15 protein-coding genes and 1 pseudogene are annotated in these 19,567 nt (G+C 48.2%); 12 read left to right on the top strand and 4 right to left on the bottom strand.

Features of this window, described 5'->3' with window-relative positions; all coding sequences use genetic code 11:
- Positions 1 to 242: 242 nt before the first annotated feature.
- From M2404_RS05320 to M2404_RS05310, 3 genes are all read left to right on the top strand, one after another.
- Entirely contained in the window at positions 243 to 983 is a 741-nt protein-coding gene (locus tag M2404_RS05320) for a hypothetical protein (RefSeq protein WP_259238679.1), read from the top strand.
- 145 nt (positions 984 to 1,128) lie between these two features.
- The gene (locus tag M2404_RS05315) at positions 1,129 to 1,479 is read left to right on the top strand and encodes a hypothetical protein (protein WP_259238678.1); all 351 of its coding nucleotides are present in this window, start codon (positions 1,129 to 1,131) and stop codon (positions 1,477 to 1,479) included.
- Positions 1,480 to 1,573: 94 nt separating this feature from the next.
- Positions 1,574 to 2,572, top strand: a complete 999-nt coding sequence (locus tag M2404_RS05310; RefSeq protein ID WP_259238677.1) for a PAS domain-containing protein — start codon at positions 1,574 to 1,576, stop codon at positions 2,570 to 2,572.
- Between the two features lie 48 nt (positions 2,573 to 2,620).
- Here the strand turns inward: M2404_RS05310 and M2404_RS05305 are convergent, their stop codons facing one another.
- Positions 2,621 to 3,787, bottom strand: a complete 1,167-nt coding sequence (locus M2404_RS05305; RefSeq protein ID WP_259238676.1) for an MBL fold metallo-hydrolase — start codon at positions 3,785 to 3,787, stop codon at positions 2,621 to 2,623.
- Positions 3,788 to 3,823: 36 nt separating this feature from the next.
- Here M2404_RS05305 and M2404_RS05300 point away from each other — a divergent pair, with 36 nt between their 5' ends.
- Positions 3,824 to 4,510 carry a TetR/AcrR family transcriptional regulator gene (locus M2404_RS05300; RefSeq protein ID WP_259238675.1) on the top strand — a complete coding sequence of 229 codons (687 nt, stop codon included), beginning with the start codon at positions 3,824 to 3,826 and terminating at the stop codon, positions 4,508 to 4,510.
- Between the two features lie 28 nt (positions 4,511 to 4,538).
- Here the strand turns inward: M2404_RS05300 and M2404_RS05295 are convergent, their stop codons facing one another.
- From M2404_RS05295 to M2404_RS05285, 3 genes and pseudogenes are all read right to left on the bottom strand, one after another.
- Entirely contained in the window at positions 4,539 to 8,474 is a 3,936-nt protein-coding gene (locus tag M2404_RS05295) for a di-heme oxidoredictase family protein (protein ID WP_259238674.1), read from the bottom strand.
- A 381-nt stretch (positions 8,475 to 8,855) separates the two neighbouring features.
- Positions 8,856 to 9,492 (bottom strand): annotated as a pseudogene (locus M2404_RS05290) (alternative oxidase).
- A 115-nt stretch (positions 9,493 to 9,607) separates the two neighbouring features.
- Positions 9,608 to 11,230, bottom strand: coding sequence for a methyl-accepting chemotaxis protein (locus M2404_RS05285; protein WP_259238673.1), 1,623 nt, complete (start codon positions 11,228 to 11,230; stop codon positions 9,608 to 9,610).
- A gap of 237 nt (positions 11,231 to 11,467) precedes the next feature.
- On the opposite strand from M2404_RS05285, the gene M2404_RS05280 reads away from it, so the two are divergent.
- The 8 genes from M2404_RS05280 (at position 11,468) to M2404_RS05245 (ending at position 19,556) form a co-directional block, all read left to right on the top strand.
- Entirely contained in the window at positions 11,468 to 12,328 is an 861-nt protein-coding gene (locus M2404_RS05280; RefSeq protein ID WP_259238672.1) for a DUF4394 domain-containing protein, read from the top strand.
- Positions 12,318 to 12,917: a methylamine utilization protein gene (locus M2404_RS05275; protein WP_259238671.1), complete on the top strand. Its 600-nt coding sequence runs from the start codon at positions 12,318 to 12,320 to the stop codon at positions 12,915 to 12,917. The genes M2404_RS05280 and M2404_RS05275 overlap by 11 nt, the downstream gene beginning before the upstream one ends.
- An 81-nt stretch (positions 12,918 to 12,998) precedes the next feature.
- Positions 12,999 to 14,102, top strand: coding sequence for a DUF2891 domain-containing protein (locus M2404_RS05270; RefSeq protein ID WP_259238670.1), 1,104 nt, complete (start codon positions 12,999 to 13,001; stop codon positions 14,100 to 14,102).
- Positions 14,103 to 14,324: 222 nt separating this feature from the next.
- Positions 14,325 to 15,869 carry an ATP-binding cassette domain-containing protein gene (locus M2404_RS05265; RefSeq protein ID WP_259238669.1) on the top strand — a complete coding sequence of 515 codons (1,545 nt, stop codon included), beginning with the start codon at positions 14,325 to 14,327 and terminating at the stop codon, positions 15,867 to 15,869.
- Positions 15,870 to 16,190: 321 nt separating this feature from the next.
- Positions 16,191 to 16,802: a nucleotidyltransferase domain-containing protein gene (locus tag M2404_RS05260; protein WP_259238668.1), complete on the top strand. Its 612-nt coding sequence runs from the start codon at positions 16,191 to 16,193 to the stop codon at positions 16,800 to 16,802.
- Complete coding sequence (locus M2404_RS05255) at positions 16,759 to 17,184, top strand: DNA-binding protein (protein WP_259238667.1); 426 nt, start codon at positions 16,759 to 16,761, stop codon at positions 17,182 to 17,184. Before M2404_RS05260 ends, M2404_RS05255 begins: the two co-directional genes overlap by 44 nt.
- A gap of 347 nt (positions 17,185 to 17,531) precedes the next feature.
- Positions 17,532 to 17,771, top strand: a complete 240-nt coding sequence (locus M2404_RS05250; RefSeq protein WP_259238666.1) for a hypothetical protein — start codon at positions 17,532 to 17,534, stop codon at positions 17,769 to 17,771.
- A gap of 48 nt (positions 17,772 to 17,819) precedes the next feature.
- Complete coding sequence (locus M2404_RS05245; RefSeq protein WP_259238665.1) at positions 17,820 to 19,556, top strand: KAP family NTPase; 1,737 nt, start codon at positions 17,820 to 17,822, stop codon at positions 19,554 to 19,556.
- Positions 19,557 to 19,567: the final 11 nt, after the last annotated feature.

Below are 19,567 nucleotides of genomic sequence, written 5' to 3'. Positions count from 1 at the left end.
CCAGTGAGTAATCCCGCTGAGTTCGTTTATTACTTGTTTTCATTACACTCTCCAAAAAGAAGCTGGAAAGTGTCAACTTTATTTAGGACGGGTCATTTCCAAGATAAAAGCCTCCTTGGAGACTGAAGCTCTTTCAACAGCATCTGCAAGCTTAAGGGCAACAGTTTTTCAAATTTTCAAAATGGCAATAGAATAATGAAAGATACCAACAATATATTACAGCGAACAAGCCGCTAATGAAGATGACGCGAACTTCCAAAGCCCTCGATTTCTTGCCGCCACTCGTAGCATTCGGCGCTGCACTTGTCGCCATCGCGGGTTCTCCTACATGGAACGATCAAGGAGCTGGCATCGAGAAAATAACTTCCACGGGCTGGGTTGTCATCGGCATATCATTTGCTGCATTGATAGCCACACTATTGGTAACTCTGCGTAATCATGGGCAACAAGCGCTCCGTACACAGATCGCCAGAACCGGCCGAGAGGAACTTCTGCGAGGCCTAGAGCAAGTCGTTCGTATCTTTAAGGATTCCCAGTATTGGGACAAGGACAACCCCAGACCAACGTCACCGCTTGATCTGTTAAGAAGTGAACGGCGCAGTGCCTTAGCCTCGCTCAATTTGAATGCAATGTCTCCCTATGCTGATGGCAAGGGTAACGTCAAGTGGTGGGAGATGTTCGAGGACACAGCAACTAAAGGCTCATTGCAAATCACTACTACGCTTCAAATCTACGTAACATTTCTTGATGCTGTTCTGATTGATAAAACGACCAGACTGCTTAATTCAGAATTCATGTCACGCTTGCACCACACGCGTCACATCATTAATGCAAATACTCGCGGCGAACTTGATCGGCCCGTGCACTTCTTCTGGGTATCGCCGGACAACCACATGAAATCCGGCTATGAGGAGTTTTGGCCACTGGTGGCTGAAGTCATGCGACTCTGCTCAGGGAACGAGGATGATTGGAGGGAGAGCTAAGCTTTGTGTACGAACAATTATTCATTCAAGCCGACGCAGCTCCGCTGCGTGGCTTAATCCAGGCGTTAAAACACCCGATAACTATAGTACAGTAGCTACTATTAGCTTAAATAACTTGCTAACCAGACCTCGATAAGGAGTTTCAATGGATTGGTTTATTCGAAATCACAAATGGTTAGTTGGCTTTGCGCTGCTATTTGGTGTGTTTGCTTATTGGGCCGGTTTTAAACTCTTAGATCAGGGACTGTTAACCGGTTCAGAATTTGTTACGTTGCTAATTGCAGCAACTGTTGTAAGCCTGGTTGTAGTATTCGCCCCCTTTATTCAAGAGGTATCCATTGGCGGCAGTGTGATTAAGCTTAAAGAGGCGAAACTTGAAGCAGACGAATCACTTAAAACATTGAGAATGCTCAGCCGGAATATCCGCAAAATATTAAAGAATATAGGAGCTTATTTGAGTTATTTAGAAGCTTGGAGCATATCTGATACCGCTTAACATGCCTTTTATATAATTCCCCAAAACACTGTTAGCAGTGTTTATTACTTTAGCTTACACTGAAATACCCCAGTTATTTTAATGACGTAACCTTATGCACTTACCGGATGTTCCTGATAATGAAGCTGAACGGCTGCAAGCACTGGTTGCCTCGGGCTTGCTGGACGATACATCAAGCGATGAATTTGACCGTTTTACCCGGCTGGCTCAGGCCTTGTTTGGCTGTAAGATATCCCTGTTCAGCCTGATTGATGAGCACCGGCAATGGTTTAAATCGCGCCAGGGCATTGCGCTAAAAGAAACACCGAGAGATATATCGTTTTGTGCCCACGCGGTATTTAACGATAAGTTACTATATGTACCGGATGCGACGGCAGATGAACGCTTTGCTGATAACCCGCTGGTAAGCGGCGAACCTGCCATACGGCTATATGCCGGTGTGCTGCTGCATTCAGTTGACGGCCTGCCGCTGGGTACGTTGTGTATTATTGACGATATGCCGCGTGAGTTGAATCCGCTACAACTTACCTTGCTACAGGATCTGGCTGCACTGGCCGAAACCGAAATAGCCCGCAGCACACTGACAAAAGAAACCGCCCAACTGCTGCAGGATAAAAAGCAGCAGGAACAGCACCGGCAACGGCTGGCTGCATTTATTGATAGTTCACGCCTGGCTACCTGGGAATGGAATGTGCAAACCGGCGATGTTATTTTTAACGATCGCTGGGCAGAAATGCTGGGGTACGCCTTGTATGATTTACTGCCGTTAAGTTTTGATACCTGGTTAAAGCTGGTGCACCCGGCTGACAGAGTAAGGTCTGAGCGCCTGCTGCAACAGCACTTTGACGGCGAACTGGCATATTACGAACTGGAATGCCGTATGCAGCATAAAGACGGCCACTGGGTGTGGATTTTAACGCAGGGTAAGGTAATAAACCGTACAGAGCACGGCCAGCCACGGTTAATGGCAGGCACACATCAGGATATCAGTGAGCGTAAAGCTAACGAAAACGCTATAACAGAAGCTTACAGTTTGCTGCAGCGGGTATGCCGCAATGCCGGGCTGGATATTACTGATTACAATAACCGCTAAAACCATTAGCACCCGGCCGGTATATAAACCTAGCGGCCGGGTAAATATTTATTGTGCCGCCGCGGCAGTAGCGCCGGTAGCAGCCAGTTCAGCCTGCGGCATCAGCGCCCGCCACCAAAGGCTGTTTTGCGCCACAGTGTTATGCAGTTGTGATACAGACACCACCCGGCCAAATTCGGGTGTTAACAATGCTGTATCCGCTTGTTCTGCGGCGGCGCTCACCCGCTCAAGTGGCTCATACCAGGCATGAAAGGCTAAATCAAAAGTGCCGTTATGCACCGGCACCATAACCTGGCCTTTTACATCAAGGTGGGCCTGCACACTTTGCTCCGGTGTCATATGAATATGCGCCCAGTCGTTATCGTAAGCGCCGGTTTCAATAAAGCTGACATCAAAGGGGCCGTATTTATTACCTATTTGCCCAAAGCCATCAAAGTAACCGGAATCACCGCTGAAATACACTGCACCGGCCAGGGTTTTAATAACCCAGGAGCCCCACAACGTATTATTACCATCACCAATACCGCGACCAGAGAAATGCTGCGTAGGCGTAAAAGCAATCAGCGTCTTGTCGCTGGCCTGTTCCTGCCACCAGTCAAAACGCTGAATCTTTTCCGCCGCCACACCCCATTTCTGTAAGTCGGTTTCTACCCCCAGCGGTACCAGAAATTGTGCAGTTTTCGCCGCCAGCTGCTTAATGCTGGCTTTATCTAAATGATCATAATGGTTATGCGAGATCAGCACTTTAGCAATGGGGGGCAACTCAGCAATGCTAATGGGCGCCTGATGAAAGCGCTTTGGTCCCAGAAAGGAAAACGGCGAAGCACGCTGCGAAAATACCGGGTCCAGCAGCCAGTATTCACCATATACTTTCAGCAGTACCGATGAATGCCCAAGCTTAACAAAGTGCAGGTCATTGTCCGGCAAGGCATCAAGTTGCTGCCGGCTTAGTGGCAGTAGCGGTATGATTTTCGCCGGTACTTTGTCTACTGCCGGCTCAGTGAAATAACGTTTGGTAATTTCCAGCGTTTTCAGTAAGCCCGGTTGTTCAAAGGCATGCACATTATGAAACTTACCATGCTGATACCGGCTGGCATCAGTTAGCGTTGTTGCATCAACGTTTGCTACGATCTTGGTATTTAGCATCACTATTCCTGCCCCTATCAGTGCCAGGCTGCCCAGCAGCCAGCTTAGTGGTTTAATTAATTTGTGCATAAGCTCACCATATATAAACTACACCGTGCAGTTTACATGCAAAAACACATAAGTAAACTGATTAGTGCAGTTTTTTCTGTGCTGCGCTACAATGGCTGCATTAATGCAAGGCCGAAAACGATGAAACTAACCGACAAAAAACGTATGCAAATACTTGATGCGGCAGAAGAGCTATTCCACAGCAGCGGCGTGGAGCATACCAGCATGGACCAACTGGCCCTGCAGGCTAAAGTATCAAAACGCACGGTATACAACCATTTCGCCACTAAAGATGCGCTGTTTCAGGCGATATTGCAGCGCATGTTCGACAAGCTGGCAGAGGGCGGCGAAGTACGTTTTGACGCTACACAGCCGATTGCCCAGCAACTGCGCCGTATAGCACAAGATGAAGTTGCGTTGCTTAGCTCTGCGGCTTTTTTGCGGGTAGCCAAAATTGCCATTATGCAGGTTATGCAACGCCCGGAACTGGCACAACACATGAACAACAGCAGCCTGGGTTGCAAGCGCTATATAGACAACTTTTTAACCGATGCCTGCGCAGCGGGTGTGCTGCAGATTGCCGATATTCCCTTTGCCGGTAAGCAGTTTATTTACCAGCTAAAGTCTTTTGTGTTTTACCCCAGCCTGTTTGGGCTGGAGCAACAAACCCCGGCACAGCAGGCGCATATTATCAATGAGGCTATAGCGCTGTTTCTGGCAAGGTATCAGAGCAAACCCGGCTGACAGCCGTTAGGCTGTAGCCGGCTGTTACTTATAAACTGTTTAAAAACGCCAGTAAGGCCGCTCTGTCTGTTGCAGACAGATTCTGGTAGTTCACTCTGCTTATTTCTGCCTCACCACCGTGCCAGCGGATGGCTTCATCAATAGTGCGGGCGCGGCCATCGTGTAAATAGTTAGCATCTGGCGTACAGTATTCATGGCCATCCAGGCCAAAAGCATCCCAACCTATATTGCCTGCTACCCCACCGGTTACACAGGCTGATAACCCCAGCCCCCACAGCGGTGCGGTGCGCCATTCTGAACCACCGGCCTCACCTTCGGCTAAGTTATCGGCCAGGCCCGGCCCCATATCATGCAACAGTAAGTCGGTGTACGGGTAAATAGTTTGGTTACGCAGCTCTGCCAGCGGGTGATATTCACTGGTTTGAAAGCTTTCAATATGGCAACCGTTACAGCCGGTAGAATTAAATATGGCTTTACCTTGCAGTACCTGCGGATCGTTGTAGTCACGCTGTGCCCGCACGCCCAGCAACGAGATGTATTTTACCAGGTTATCCAGATGCTGATCGGCCAGCGGTGTACCACCACCGCAGTTACTCTGGCTGGCGCCGCAGTCTGGCGTTGGCAAAACGCTAGTCATTACACCCATATCCGTATTAAGTGCGGCAGCCACCTGATGCTTTACACTGACAGTTGCGGCTTTATAACCAAAGCGGCCCAAACGGGTTTCACCGGTAACAGGGTCAGTAACGCGGTGGGCACGGCCGGAAATGCCATCGCCATTGGCATCATCAATATCTTCCAGCGCCAGTATCGCGGCTTCAGGTATGGCCTCTAACAAGCCAATACCGTTTAACTGCGGCGCAATACGGGCCGAGAAAGTATCAGGCACGGTACCGCTAAACTGGTAATTGGCCGTGCGCAGGCCGTTAGTCTCGGTAAACGAAGCAATAGATGGCATGCTCTCATTGCTGGCACCGCCGTTTCGTCTCGGCTGTAATACCCGGCCTAATTCGGCATGTGATAAACCATCGGCATTACCTACCCGAAACACCCACTTATCCAGCGGCGAACCAACAGCGCCAACCGGCGCCCGGCCATTACGCACATGGCAACCGGAGCAGCGTTGGTTAATATAATTCGCGCCAGCTAACCCCACCATGCCGGTAAAAATACCGTTTTCAGCGTTTTCGTCATGGCTGCCATCAACAAAAGAGGTATGGTGTAAACGCCGCCCCAGTACAAATGGCTGGCCATTGTCATAGCCTAAATTAGTGGCCATTTGCTGAAAATGGCCGTCCGGCTCGGCGGTCATTTGCACATGCAGGGTGGTATCACCACCTAAACGTGCGCTGGCAGGCAGCGGTATAGAATCACGCTGTAAGTAACGGCCCGGCTGAAAAATTTCTTTGTCGGTAACATCCCACGGCACTATGCCCTGGCCAACAATATATAAAAAGGTGGTGCCGTAATAGTTAGCCCGGCCACGCGGCAAAGTGGAGCCATCCAAAAACTGGCTGACTTCAAACTCCAGCTTATCACCCACCTGGATCGGCCGGCCTTCGCGGCAGTTATAGCTTTCTTCTTTCCAGTAATGGGTGTTATCTACCATATTCATTACACCATTACCGCAAAACTCTGCCAGCGTATTCATACCGATATACCACCAGCGGTTTTCTGCTTCGGTATCGTGCAGTTTATTTTGTGTCACTACATTCATACGAATACTGTTACCGCCTTTGGCAACATAATCGACAATTTCAATGGCTGCGGTTCTGTCTTCCCAGTAAAAGGTCAGGTAATGATCATAGGCCTGAAAATGATTTTCTTTGGCATGTCTGTCGCGGGCGCGATCAGAAAAACGGGTCACCAGCGCATCGCCGCGATCATACTGAATAGCGCTCTCCAGCGGTGTTGCAGCGTTATACAGCGGTACTACATTTAGTGCTGTCAGCGGGCAACCGTTCGCATTTACCGGCGTACCAGCCGGTGTGCCGGGGCAATTATCCTGTGCATCAGGCACACCATCGCCGTCACTGTCCAGGCCCGGATCAGGGTTTGGCCCGCCAGGGTCCGGGTTAGTACCACCGCCATTCGCACTCAGGGTAAAGCTTTGCTGTGCCGTATCAATGGCATAACCATTTGCCGTATCCCAATAGGTAAAAAAGTATGTCAACACACTACCCGGTGCCAAGCCCGATACCAGATAGCTGTTTACCCCACCAGCCTGCTGCATGGCGACATTAATCTGGCCGCCGTTATTTACACGGTAATGCACATCAGCCCAGCCACTGCTGTTAACAAAAAACCGCACGCTGTCGGCGGCTGTTTGTGCCACACCAAAAGCCCCGGCGGCTACCGGGCAGCCATTAGCATCTACCACTGTGCCGCTGGCGGTATTAGCACATTGATCAATATTGTCAGGCACGCCATCACCATCGCTGTCAGCTTGCGCAGTGCCACCGCCACCTTCCCAGACAATATCATCAATGGCAAATTCGAAGCTGCTGCCGGGTAACTGGCCATCCAGGCTGGCAATATAAAACATACCGGTTAATGCCTGCAGCGCGATTAACTCGCCACGTAAATCAGCTACCGGAATAGTGACTTCGCTCCAGTCACCGTTACGTACCAAACCATAGCGGCTTTCATTAGCCGGGAAATTCAGCCAGTTTTCATTGGTGTAGGAATCGGCAATGCCAATTTTAAAGCCAACATTGGCCGGAATTTTGATACTGAACTTCATGTTGCCGTTGGCAAAGTTGCTCATATCGCGCACCTGCCGGGTTTGAATACCACCACCAAACCATTGCCCGGGGCTGGTGTAACGCCAGGCAATAACATTATTCCCCTCCAGCGGTGCAGTGTTGCCTGCCACTACCGACGCCTGATTCCAGATATAAATATCTGAACTGACACCGGCCTGCAGTTGGTTGGTTGTCGGCGTAGTATCGGTAAAGACACCAAAGCTGCCACTTTCAGGTGGGTTTACATTGCCGCTAAATACCTGCCCCATCCCGTTTAGCTGGTACACCCGCACATAATCGATATACATTTTACCGGGCAACGGCGCTGTAACCTGGGCATTGGTTGCAGCGTCAGTGAAATTGCCGCCTACCGCCATATTAAACAGCAGGTAGAACGGCTGCTGCAGCTCGCTGGATTCCTCAGTAATGCTGATTGGCGCATCGTACATATCATATTCAACACCATTGTCTATTACCGTAAAACGCAGCTGGCTGTCTGTCCAATAGGTACGGTAAGTTACAAAGCGGTTACTCAGCGGTTGGGCAGCAACATAAGCGTTGTCGGTTTGCCAGGCTGTCATAGCAGCACAGGTTGGGTTTTCTGGCACACAGGCAGCATCGGCGTAAAAAATTGCATTAGCGCCGACATAACTGTTGATATCGGCACCGGGGTGGCCCGCCTCTGCTCTGCCCTGAGCACTGTGGCCCATTTCCATCATGTCAATTTCGCCTTTGGCCGGCCAGGTGGCGGTACTGGTGCCCAGCATCCAGGCTGCAGGCCATAAACCAATACCCAATTGCGGCACCCGCAAACGTACCTCAATCATGCCGTACTGCACGGCCAGCTTTTGCTCGCTGTCAATCTTGCCCGAGCTAAAAGCACGCCCGCCAATAGCGTCGTTACGCGCCTGCAGCACCAAAGCTTTATTACCCGGCTCGCCGGGTACATCTTCAATACTCAGATTATTGGCGCTGTACCACTGCAGTTCCTGATTGCCCCAGCCGCATAAGCCAATAGCGCAGCCGTCGCCTTCTATTTCATTCCATGTGGCAGTATTAAAGGTGTTGAAGTTGTCTTCAAACAGCAGGTTACCAATAACAGGGTTAGTAACATCTGCCAGTGCCACGTGCGGCGCACCAAGGCAACAAAGTGTCAGTAAAGCGGAAAATGACGGCCATAGCGTGGAGCGCTGTGCCGGGGTGTTTTTACTATTTTTCATGTGCAATAACCCACAGTTTATCTGCAATTAAACGGGTCACGCCGCTAACTTTACTGCATGCTTAAGCGCGCCGGACAATGCATGCTGAATGTGAAACGGTTTTACAGCCATAACAACAGCGGCAAAACACATTTGCTGGTGGGGCTAACAATATAGTGTGGCAACCCGGAGTTTTAGCGGGTTGCATGCTAACAACAGATATTGCCACCTGTTGCTGTGCTTTATCCTGTCCTGCTGCGCTTACCGGTTCTGCCTTGTTACCTGTGGTACAGGCAGTATTATATGTTTATGCCAAAATGTAAGCGCTTACTTAAGCTAGATGAGATCAACCGGCAGGTCAAGTTATTGTGAAGAATAAAGCCTATCTCAGTGGCCAAATATTTACTGCTTAGCTAACTGATTGGCAAAATCATGGTTAACATCTCGGTGCCCGGCTTCGTCGGCTCTTACAGCAATAACCACGTCACGCAGACGGGCGTCCGCCGGTAATTGCCAGTACTCTATTGCCACTTGCGGCGCGGCAATATTTTCGATAGCACCGCTTTCTATCTCGGCCAGATAACAGCTGTAACTGTATACGGCTTCTTCTTCAAAATACCCCCACCAACCGGTGTGCAGTTTTTGCCGACACCATATACAGTACCAAAAAGCCGGTAAAAAACAGGCCCTGCGCCAACAGGATCAGCATGCGTTCAAACCAGTTCGGTTTGGCAATTTCAATAAAGGTCATCAGGTGCATACGTTCGTTTTCGGCTTCATCCAGCAATACTCTGATCCAGCCATGATCGTCTTCCATACGGCGTAAGCTGCGCATATGCCGTAACATGCCTGCCACCATGCCCGGTACTCCGGCTACGGTTTCCAGAATAACGGCGCGATGGCCATAACGTTTGGCAAAGAAGGTGTCGGCGCAAAAACGCAGCATTTTGGTTAAACGAAACGCGATACGATCAGATAAATTCTGTGGTGTATGGTGTGTGGCTAAAGGATCAGACGGGTTCAACGGGTCTTCAGACATCAATACCTCCTGCTGCGATATAAGGAAAAACTATAGCAGAGGCAACTGAACCCTTACTGAGCATAAACAGCAGCTAAGGTTATTAGCTGCTGCAATACACTATACCAGTGCCAATTTACACGCGGAAATGATTTACCAGCTCGCTGAGGGTTTGTGCCAGACGGGCCAGTTCTGCGCTGGATGCCTGGGTTTCATTGGCGCCAGCTGAGGTTTGTACAGACAAATCGCGGATATTCACCAGATTACGGTCTACCTCACGGGCCACTGTGGCTTGCTCTTCTGCCGCACTGGCAATAGTCAGGTTTTGGTCACTAATCTGGCCAATAGCTTCAGCAATCAGTTGTAAGGCTTCACCTGCCTGCCGCGCTATTTGCAGTGTTTCGGTTGCTTTACCACTGCAGCTGTTCATGCTTTCTACCGTGTTATGGGTTTCTGTCTGCACAGCGTGCATCATGCGTTCAATTTCTTTGGTTGATTCCTGGGTGCGATGTGCCAGGGCGCGCACTTCATCTGCCACTACGGCAAAACCACGGCCACTATCGCCCGCTCTGGCGGCTTCTATCGCAGCATTTAATGCCAGCAAGTTGGTTTGTTCCGCAATGGCGCGAATCACCCCCAGTACCGAGCCAATATCTTTCACCCTGTCGGCCAGTTTTTCAATACCGTTACGCGACGATTGCAACTCACCATCCAACGCCTGTATGGTATTAATCGTATGGTTTACCCGCTCTTGCCCCTGGCGGGCTTTATCATTGGCTATTTCAGAATCACGCGATGTAGACGCTGCACTGCGGGCAACCTCTTCAATGGCAGTAGTGAGTTCGGTTACTGCTGTTGCACCTTGTTCCAGCTCTTCACTTTGCTGGTGTAAAGTACGGCTGGACTGCTCTGTTACCACACTAAGCTCTTCAGACGTAGCAGCCAGTTGTGACGAAGACTGGTTAATTTCATGTACCGTGCTTTTTAGTTGCTGCTGCATTTGTGCCATCGCCCGGATCATTTCACCGGCTTCGTCTGGCTCATCATCATGAAAATTCTGATTAAGCTCACCGCCAGCAATTTTCTGGCTAATTATTACCGCAGCCTGCATTGGCCTGACTAAACTGCGGCTTAGCATCAGCCCAAGCACTGCCGCTACGATCACAGCAATAGCAACAACTACCATCATATTCATAACGGCAAGCCCAATACTGTGCTTAGCACTTTCAGCTTGCTGATTGGCGGTGGTTTGCTGGTATTTTGCTACTGCATTCAGGGCTTCGGTTACTTTGCCCGCTGCATCATTTAACCTCTGGTGACGAAACTCTTCCGCCTGCTCCAATTGGCCCTGCTCAATCAACGCCAGCAGTTGCAGGTGTAATTGGTCGTACTGCTGTTTTGCCGTTATTACCTGGCTGAAGATCCTGTTTCCCTCTGCAGTTTGATGAAACACTGCGGCACTGTCTGAAGCCTGCTGATAATTGCGTATAGCCTCTTGCAAGGTACTGCGCCGCTGCTGGCGGTCAGTTTCAGAGTTAGCATAGAGCACATTAAGGGTATACAAACGAATTAATAAAAATTCCCGGTTCATATCTCCAGCAAGCAAGGAAGCGGGCAGGCGCCGGTCGGCAATATTATTAATATTTGTTTCTGTTTGTGCAAAGCGGAACATAGCCACACTGCCAACTATTACGCTTAGCAACACCATTAATGTAAAAATAATGGCAAGCCTTTTACCAATTTTAATTTTTCTTAACATAAGTTCCTCATCCAACAGCATTTTTATTATATGGTGCAGACTAAGCATAGGAGGCTAATGGCAGTACACAAGGCTTTAAAACAGATATAAATTTATAATATATGCTGAACCAATAACGCTGCTATACCGTATCAAACGATTACTCTGTTAGCAGAGTAATTTACCTCGCTATTGCTGGATTTTATCATCACAACGGCCAGCATATTGCCGGCCAGTTTAGCAGAAAGGACATACAATATGAAAATGACTAAAGCGGTTTTCGGTTCTACCTTAGTGGCTACTGGCTTGCTTTTATCTGGCGCAGGAATGGCAGCAATGCCAGAACTCAAAGGCAACGAAATACTCTGGTTACTCAACCAGAACAATCAACTGATTAAAGTTAACCCTTCAGCTCCGGAAAAAGTACTTGAGCAAAAAGCCCTTAGCGGCCTGGCTGCAGGCGAGACATTGCTGGGTATAGATTACCGCGTAGCTTATGGTGTGTTGTTTGCACTGTCTGACAAGGGCCAGCTTTATACCATTAATACCGGCACCGGTGCCTTAACTGCCGTAGGCTCACCTTTACCTGCCAACACTTTACAGCCAGGCCAGTTTGGCTTTGATTTTAACCCGGCTGCCGACCGCATTCGTGTTGTAAATAGCAAAGGCCAGAACTTACGTTTACACCCGGAAACAGCTGAGCTGGCATCAACCGACCCAACACTAGCGTATGCACAGGGCGATTCGCACTATGGCAAAACCCCGGCGGTTGTTGCTGCTGCTTACACTTACAATCAGCAAGACAGTAAAATAACCACCAACTACGCCATAGATATCACAGCAGGTAATTTACTGACCCAGGGCACCAAAGAAGGTACTACCCCGGCAGTCTCTCCCAATACCGGTCAGCTGTTTACTGTTGGTAGCCTGGGGCTGGCGGCATTGCAGCAGGTGTCTTTTGATATTTCTGACCTGAGCAATATTGGCATCGTTGCTGCCAGCACGGCGGCAGAACCGGCCAGCACGCTGTATCAGATAGATTTATCCAGCGGTAAAACCAAAAAGCTTGGCACACTGGCCGACGGCAGTGCACTGGCAGGTATCGCCATTGAACCTTAAGTTGCCCCACAGCCTGTTACTGGCAGCAGTATTTTTGCTGCCGCCGCCAACATTAGCAACGCAGTTGCAAGTACAGGTGCAAAACAGCAACGGCCAACCAGTGGCCGGGGCTGTGGTGTTCCTGGAATCCGCAACAGCTTCAGCGGCAGTTAAACCTGCAGCCACGGCCAATATTATCCAGCGTAATACTACCTTTATCCCCGAAGTGCTGGTTATTCCGCGCGGCACAGCGGTAACCTTCCCAAATGAAGACACCGTGCGCCATCATGTGTATTCGTTTTCGCCCATCAAGCAGTTTGAAATTAAACTGTATGTTGGCACACCAACAGAACCGGTTGTATTTGAGCAAAGCGGTGTAGCCGCGCTGGGCTGTAATATTCATGATCAGATGATTGCCTGGGTGGTGGTGCTGGACACGCCTTACTATAGCCACAGCAACAACGACGGCCTGGCTATGCTTAATGATGTTCCGCCGGGCGACTACACGCTGCGTGTATGGCATAAAACCCTGCTATCAGAAGCCGATGTACCAAAGCAGCCGCTTAAACTTAGCGCTGAAACACCTTTGCAGCAGGTAACGCTGAAATAGTTTAACCAAGACAGCAGCGCAAAATTGTTTTAATCTCTGAGCCTTAAGCCCTAAATTACTCTAAGCATACAAGGCCATATTATGACGATCCGCGCGCTAACTATCAGTGCAAAATTAATGTGTATCAGCCTGTTTTGTGTCAGCCTGTTTAGCCTGGCACAAAGCCCCGCTAACGCCGCACCCAATAACCTGACACTGGCCGAAGCCAATAAACTGGTAGCCCTGCCGCTGCACTGTGTTGAAACACCGTACCCTTACAAAACCGGCATAGTGCTGGGCAGTGCTGCCGACTTACAAGAACCTTCAGTGCTGCACCCGGTGTTTTATGGCTGCTTTGACTGGCACAGCGCAGTGCACGGTTACTGGTCGCTGGTAACCTTGCTGCGCCAGTTTCCCGATTTAGCCCAGGCAAACGATGTTAAAGCGGTGCTGCAGCGCAACTTAACTGCCGAAAAAGTAGCGCGTGAAGTCGACTTTTTCAGCAAAGATATTAATGCCTCCTTCGAGCGCACCTACGGCTGGGCCTGGTTACTGAAACTATCTGACGAACTGCACCTGTGGCAAGAACCAATGGCCAAACAACTGGCAGCAAATGTACAGCCGCTGGCTGACCTGATTGCCGAACGCTATATCAGCTTTTTACCCCGGTTGTTATACCCTGTTCGTGTTGGCGAACACACCAACACTGCTTTTGGCTTAAGCTTCGCTTACGACTACGCAGTTAGCCGGCAGAACGCTGCCTTGCAGCAACTTATTACCCAGCGTGCTAAAGATTACTTTTTGCAGGATAAAAACTGCCCGATAAACTGGGAACCCAGCGGTTACGATTTTATCTCGCCTTGCCTGGAACAAATCGGCCTGATGCAACGTATTTTGCCATCAGAGCAATTTTTGCCCTGGCTAAATCAATTTATGCCGCAACTGGCCAACCCGGCTTACAGCCTGGCTGTAGGCAAAGTAAGCGACAGAACTGACGGCAAGCTGGTGCATTTAGATGGTTTAAACTTCAGCCGCGCCTGGAACCTGTACGCGCTGGCAAAGCAGTACCCGCAGTATGCGCACCTGCGCAAAATAGCCGATCAGCATATGGCACATTCGTACCCCAATCTGATAGGCGACAGCTACGAAGGCGGCCACTGGCTGGGTAGTTTTGCCATTCATGCGCTAAATAGCGCTAAGCAGTAGCGTCATTTAGCACCGGTATTGCGATCACGGCGGATCAAGTTATAATTCCGCCGTCCCTCCCCCAGCTTTGGAGCACATAACTGAAATGAACAACTAAATCCTGATTAGCCGTCAATGTTATTTTTTGGACTTATCAGGGTTAGCGGGTTTGTTTTGGTTGGGCTATCAACAGCACTGCCTTATCTGTCTTTATTACCCGCCCCTGAATTATCGGGAGGCAATATGACTTTATATAACTTTTCCCCTTGCAGCTTTAGCCTGCCGAATGGAGATATGCTGTACCGTGACATCCGTTTATCGCTGGATAGCGGCCTAAGTGCCCTTATCGGCCGTAATGGTAGCGGTAAATCGGTGCTGGCAACACAACTGGCAGAGCAACAGCCTGCTGATTGCTATTTGCTACCACAACTACCACCAGCGCACTGGCAGCAATTGAGCCTTGCCGATCTGCTTGGTATTACAGATAAACTTAACGCGCTGCAACAACTTGCTGATGGCCAATGCGACACTGAAATCCTGAGTATTATTGACGGGCATTGGCAGTTAGCGGATGACCTGCACAGCGAACTAAAACAGATAGGTGCTGCGCCGGATATCTGGCAACGCTGCAGCAGCCTAAGCGGCGGCCAGCTTAATCACCTGCGGCTGTGGTGGGCCTTTTATCAGCAGCGGTCACTGCTGATCCTGGATGAACCGTCTAACCATCTTGATGCGCAGGCACGCAACGGGTTAAGCCAGCGCATTACCCGCTTTCTGGCACAGCCCAAAAGTGCCATTTTGCTGATCAGCCACGACCGGGAATTATTGCAACAAGCCAGCGTAATATACGAGTTAAACAGTTCCGGTTTAAGCCGTTACGGCGGCAACTATGAATTTTATCAGCAGCAACGTCAGTTGCAACAAACGGCACTGCAACAACAACGCCAACAGGCCGAACGTAATCTGGTGCAGCAGCAACGCCAGGCACAAACCGCCGCAGAGCGTGCCGCCAAACGGCGGCAACAGGGCAAAAAACAACGCGGCAGCCAGGCAACCATATTGCTGGACTATCAGAAAAACCGCGCCCAAAGTGCAGTATCGGCAAGGCGCACACAAGAGCAACACCAGCTAAAGCAGGCTCAGCAACAGTTACAACAGGTAAAAGCACAGCAGGAAGTGATTAAACCGCAACAGTTCTACCTGCAAGCACCTGCAGTAACCGGCAGCAAGCAGTGGGTAAATGCCGTTGCACTGCAACTGGCGCACGGTAACAGTCAGCCGTTAAGCTTTAACTGGCACAGTAAGCAACGTGTGCATTTACAAGGCTGTAATGGCAGTGGCAAATCTACCTTGCTGCAAACGTTGGCAGGCTTAACATCGCCTGCTGCCGGTCAGTTGCAACTAAATTGCACCATACAGTATCTGGATCAGCACTTCAGCTTGCTCAATAGCAGCCAAAGCGCATTGACTAACCTGCGCCAATATTGCCCACTGCTTAGCGAAACCAGCGCCCGCACCTTATTGGCTAGCGCCGGTTTACGTACTGATAAGGCATTACAGCCCGCAGGCGTATTAAGTGGCGGTGAACGGATGAAACTGGCCATGTTAATGGTGAGCAAGCATAACGACAGCCTGCTGTTACTGGACGAACCGGATAATCATCTGGATTTAGAGACTAAAACCTTGCTGGCACAAACGCTGTATCACTATCCGGCAGGCTTTGTCGTGGTAAGCCACGATCAGCACTTTATTGCCCTGTTGGGCATCGACACGGTATTGCAGATTTAAATGGTTAAGCCATAACGCAATAAGGCCGTGCCACCGGAGCTTTCCCCCCTCAGGGCCTCAGACGATATTGATACTTAGCGCAGAATGGCTATGAAGCCAGTATCTCCGCTATAGTGTTATCTGCCGCTTAAATAAGAAAAGCCGGACAAATCCGGCTTTTTCACTACAAAACCCACGCTAAATCAGCTGTATGCCGCCACCAAAGCTGCATTAAATGCCAACAAAACTCTCAATTTACATTTTTGTGTAGGAGTCTAGAATTGACCAAGTGAAGCAAAAACGACTACACTTGTAGCTTATTTGGCTTCACTTGGTGTTTAAATGTCTGCGCTTGCCTCATTGTTGTTTAAAGAATACCGCCGTCAGGTGCTGGGTTTACTGCTGTTGCATCCAGACGAGTCGTATCACATGCGTGAAATTGCCCGTTTAACCCATACCCAGCCTGGCACTTTGCATAAAGAACTGGCCAAATTGGCCGAAGCCGGTATTTTAAAAAAAACCTTGCAAGGTAACCAGACCTATTATCAGGCGGACCCCAATTGCATCGTGTTTGACGAGCTAAGCAGCATTGTGCGTAAAACCAGCGGCCTGGCTGATGTACTGCGCCTGGCACTACAACCACTAGCCAATAAGCTGCAGTTTGCGACGGTTTATGGCTCTGTTGCCAGCGGTAAGGCAACATCGGCCAGCGATATTGATGTTTTGTTAGTCGGCAATACACGCTATGCTGAAGTGGTGGCCGCACTGTATCCGGCGCAGCTAGAGCTGGGGCGCGAGATAAACCCAAAGTTGTATTCCGTAAATGAGTGGCAGGACGCACTAAATGCACAATCTGGTTTTATCAAGCAGATACTTGACAGCCCGATGCTGCCAATACTAGGAGACACGGATGACATTAGACAACCTGATAGGGAAATCGCTGGAGCGCATTGAACCCGATAGCGCGGCCATACAGCGACTATTGGAAGCTGCGCAACGCAATCTCAAAGATGCTGAGCTGACAGGTTTAAGCAACGAAACGCGCTTTGACACCGCCTACAAAGCCATTATGCAGCTGGCTAACGCTGCGCTACAGGCATCTGGTTTCAGAACCCTTACCAGTAAACCCGGCCATCACCAAACCTTAATTCAGTCGCTGGTTAAAACCGTGGGTATCGAAACGGAAAGAATGATTGTGCTGGATGCACTACGCAAACAGCGCAATATTACCGATTACTCCGGCGACTTAGTCGAAGATGCCGCTGTAAATGAATGCCTATTGCAAGCCAGGTATTTACTGGCAACCATAACAACCTGGCTAGGCTCGGAAAAATAAAGCACCAAAAAAAGAGTCTGAGCTAACTAACTTGAAAAGTGTTTCGTCCTCATTTTCCTAATGACCAGTTAAATGCATTTAAACAGCACCACTGTATTTAGCTGGCCGCACAGCAGTAACGTCAGTTTTTTTTCAAGTTGCGCATCCATCGGTTATGTTCTAGATTGAGTATTCGGTACAACCTGATGAATATTAAGAACTTCAATTACTTTTGAAAGTAGTTCTTTGTTGACCAAAATAACGAGAAAGGGATGTCAGATTGAAATTAAAACTGCTATCGCTACTTGGCGACAGCTGAAGCAGTTAATTTTGATCTGACCCCGTTTATTCGTTAAGCCGGCAAACTTATGTTAAACCACACGCAAAGCTTCCCCGCCCCGTTACACTGCGGTAGTAGCAGTATCTGGCACTTAGCCAAAGTGCTTAACTGGTTTAGCCAACAGCAAAATAAAACCATAGCGCCAGAGATAACCGACGTAGCGCAGGTAAACATGCAGGTCAATATCGCCAGAGCACTAAGCGAGCTGCAACTCGACACCCGCCTCGAGTTTATGCAAATTCAGGAAGAGCTTGCGCAGTACCATTAATTACGGCAATTTAATCATAAGTTGTCTCAAAATCCGAAAATACAGAACATGGAAAAAGATAAAATTTACCGCAAGCTAGCCTTTCTATTTGAAGATAAGTCGATGCCATCTATGGTACTTCTGGATGGGAAATGGGGTAGCGGAAAAAGCTACTATTTGAACAATGAATTGATACCCTTCCTAACTAAGGAAAAGAAAAAGATCGTTGTCTCGTTCTCACTATATGGTGTTGCAAATATTGATGACTTTCGCGACAAACTGATATCTGCATTCATTTTAAAAAACAAGAATGCTACGAGCATCTTAGATAAGCTAATAACCTCGGTAGCAGGTGCTACAGCATTCACAAGCTCTGATAACTCCTCAGCTTTACTCTCAATTTTCAATGGAATAAAGGGCGCTGCGAAACATGTTGTTTTATCCAAAATAGAAAAATTCACTTTAGTTTTGGATGATCTCGAACGAGTCGATGACCTAAATCTGATTAAAGCTATTTTGGGAGAGTGCCTGCAATTAGCCGAAAATAACGAGGTTGAGGTTCTTATTGCAGCCAATTCAGAAGCAATAAAAGATCTCAATGAAGCTTTTGATAAGTGTATCTCAGATAAAATATCATTTTCTTTAGATTATGAAAAAGCTGCAGAAATAGCCTTCAATGGATTGCAAGACAAAATCCCAAAACAAAATATGCAAGCAATGCTCGAATCAATTCGTAAACTCGAAATAAAGAATTTAAGAGTGCTAAAAAGGTCTGCAAAAAGAATTGCTGAGCTGATAGAAGAACTACATAAAAAGACTGAAATAGATGAAATATTCTCGGCGAACATACTTATTCCAAAAATAATTTCAATTGCAAACGCTCACTATCAACTTGGATTTTCATGTGCGGCAATAAAAAAGAATGTTAATAGCCGACAAAGCCGCCTTTTTTTAGAGTTAACGGATACAGCCCTCACACCTGAAGAGGAAGAACAGAGAAAAATATTCGATCTCGCTGAATCATCATCAGATGACATTATCGAATATGCATGTGGTGAAAAGTTCTCAGCTAGTGAGATAGAAGACTTTGGAGCCTTGCCTGCTAAATCAAATTTACTGGATAAATTAATATATGCTGGAACACGTCAAATATCACAAGCAGAGTTTTCAACTGCTTATAAACAGCTTATCGAGTACATAAACCGAACATCACCGGTTGAATGTCACTACTGGTTTAATTGTATTGATACTCTTGATTTACTTATAAGACAAAAAAGCATTACCAAACCGGACTTTATTGAAGGTACGGTTTTAGAGTTTGCCACATCAAAACTAAAAGTAGTTAAGTTTTCCTTGCAAGCAAAAAAACGTAGTACTCCTCGAAGGCTGGTAAATGACGAATTACAGGCGATGATGGTTGAGCAGTTTAATATAGTAAAAATCCGAGACACCGAGAGTTCTATTGATCATTTGAAAACGAGAATGCTCAAAAACTGGAAGCAAACTGATTCCGAAATATATTCAAATTACGAACATAAGCCGTTTTTTAACATAATTGGAGCAGAGTTCCTAATTCAATGCCTAAACCGCTGGGATCACAGCGACATACTTGGATTTGAAGATTTTATAAGATCAAGATATAACTTCTCAAATGTAAAAGATTTTTACACTGATGAAGCTTACGATCTGAACTTCTTACTACAATGGTTAATCGCTAAAATTAAAGATTGCCAACCTAACCTTAAAAATGGTGCGTTTTATGAACTCAGTGAAACACTCGCTAATGTAGTAGAGAAGCTCAGTTAGCTTAACAGGTC

This window comes from Rheinheimera pacifica (assembly GCF_024809855.1).
Lineage (GTDB): Bacteria > Pseudomonadota > Gammaproteobacteria > Enterobacterales > Alteromonadaceae > Alishewanella > Alishewanella pacifica_A.
The sequence above is the reverse complement of the archived record's forward strand: the minus strand, read 5'-3'. Positions and strand labels throughout refer to the sequence as shown.